Source organism: Aquiflexum sp. (assembly GCF_041749095.1).
GTDB lineage: Bacteria > Bacteroidota > Bacteroidia > Cytophagales > Cyclobacteriaceae > Aquiflexum.
Genome location: NZ_JBGTCA010000491.1, coordinates 1 through 2,312, shown reverse-complemented (window position 1 = coordinate 2,312; position 2,312 = coordinate 1). Strand labels below are relative to the sequence as shown.

The 2,312-nt window shown below is 34.8% G+C and carries 1 protein-coding gene; it reads left to right on the top strand.

Annotated features, from left to right (window positions below):
• The first annotated feature begins 616 nt into the window (after positions 1-616).
• A complete protein-coding gene (locus ACEW8O_RS22370) occupies positions 617-2,311 on the top strand; it encodes a hypothetical protein (protein ID WP_373496854.1) in 1,695 nt (564 codons plus the stop codon).
• Position 2,312 lies beyond the last annotated feature (1 nt).

Below are 2,312 nucleotides of genomic sequence, written 5' to 3'. Positions count from 1 at the left end.
CCATCAATATGAATATCTGTCATTGGTAGGTACGAGGAATCTCAAAAGATCCTATTTGTGTTCAAATTTATCATTTCCTGAACCTCGTGAGATGCTTCCTGCGTCAGCATGACGGCTGCTCCCAATTCTGTCATTGGTAGGCACGAAGGATCTCCCGAGGTTCTATTTATGTTTATTTTAATCATTTTCGGACCCTCATGAGATTCCTTCATTGGCAGGGAGCCTTGAAAACTTTGATAATTTGAATAAACCTTCGTACGGCGTGGCTATCTCTTTGGGGATGATGGTAGATAAAGAATAAATATTTTTTCTGATTTTATTATTTTCGATGAAATGCATATTCTTTAGAAGAAATGAGATAGTTAATATTGAATTTTTAAAACTCTATATTAGGTAAATATCTATAAATCAAATATATAAATACTAAATATATTAGTGGTAAATCCAAATCTGTCTGGGTTTACGTAAGTTTTTTACTCTGTTGTATAATTTATAAAACAATAAAAAAGCATTTCATATATAAAAAAATGCAAAAAGATTCATTTTTTGTTTGTTTTTAAAATACATTATAGTACATTTGAAAAACAAATTAGACTCTACAAAAATCAATCACCCAATGAGATTTTTAAAAACAGTACTTTTCGCCCTTTTTCTTGTCCTTAGCTTTAACAGCTTTGCACAGGATCCTAACAAGCCGGACTTAAGAGATGGTTCATGTACCATTTGTAAAGGCAATGCACAAAACTATTCCATATTAAATGTGTATTTCAGCGATGTATCTGGAAATCCCAATAATATCTGTGAGGGTGATGGTCCATATTATATTTCATTCTTATATACCTCAAACTCAAGAAATGATATTCATAATTTTAGAATAATCGCTGATATTTTAAAGAAAGATAGAAACAATCCGGATGGCGATCCTTTGAATTCTACATACATCAATGAATTTGTAGGTTCTATTAACCCTTGTAATACCGGTTCTTGTATTATTACCATTCCGATTCCTGACATTGGTATTGAATGCCAAAATGAATTTTATGAATTATCAAGGCCATTGGTTTCTTGGACTACTAATCGCGCAAAAGATCTTGAGGACAGTTACAGTTGTCAGAGTTATCCAGCCGCTCAATGTTTAAATAACCACAATTCAATTCCAATTGAAGTTGGCGTTTTGTCCTATACTTTTGAACCCATCTTTGATTGTTTTGAAGAAAATTTTGATCAGACAAACGTCTCTTTTATAATCACTTCTCTTTTTGGTGGTAATCCTACGCAGGATTACAATGCAAACTGGAATTTCAATTTTTCTGATGGAACCTCATTGAGTTCATCTAATTTTAATCCAACTGTTTGGAACAGGGATGTTGGAAGTAGTTTCAATGCTTCTTTGACAATAAGTCAAGGGGGAATAGTTGGAAATACAGTAACCATTTCTACTTTAGTTCCCGATGCCTTATCTACTGAGAATGTGATTTTAAGTGAGAGAGTAGTTGAATCTACAATTGATGAAACCACAAATGAAGACCTTGCAACCGGACTTATAGAAATTGAGTTCGTAGAAGGGGATTATTTTTACTTTTGGACTTCTTTGGAAGACCCTACCTTTTATTCAGAAGAGTCCACCATCGATTCATTGATGGGCGGAGCAACTTATAAATTGACCACCATTGATAATGCTACCGGGACATGTAGGGTTGATTTGTTTCTTTTGAATGCCAAAATTTTACCTGTAGAGATATCAGCATTCAATGCCCAATTTTTAAATCAGTCCAGAACTGCTAAAATTACCTGGGCTACATATAAGGAAATGGAAAACAGTCATTTTGAAATTGAAAGGTCTGTTGACAATATCAAGGACTTTAAGGTTATCGGTACCATTGAGGGCATGGGTTTTAAAGATACAATGACTGAATACCAATTCGAAGACATGTTTCTACCGTTTACTGAGTCCATTGTTTATTACAGACTCAAACAATATGATTTCAATGGAAAATCCACTACAGGGAAAGTATTCTCTGTCCGTATAGAAGGATCTTTATCCACTAATATCTGGAAGGTATTTCCCAACCCATTGGTCGGAGGTGACCGGTTGAACATCAAGCTTACCGATCTTAAATCCTACAATGGTGAAACCATCTCAGTAAAAATCATTTCTTCGACATCCACTGCTTTCCAGGTTCAGGCAGGTTCGGAATCTGAACTGAATGAAGCCCTAAGTGGATTGGTTGCTAGAGTACCAAGAGGAGTTTTGATGATCGAAATCCAGTGGGGACAGAATGTGGAGCATTTTAAATTGTTGAAGAAGTAAG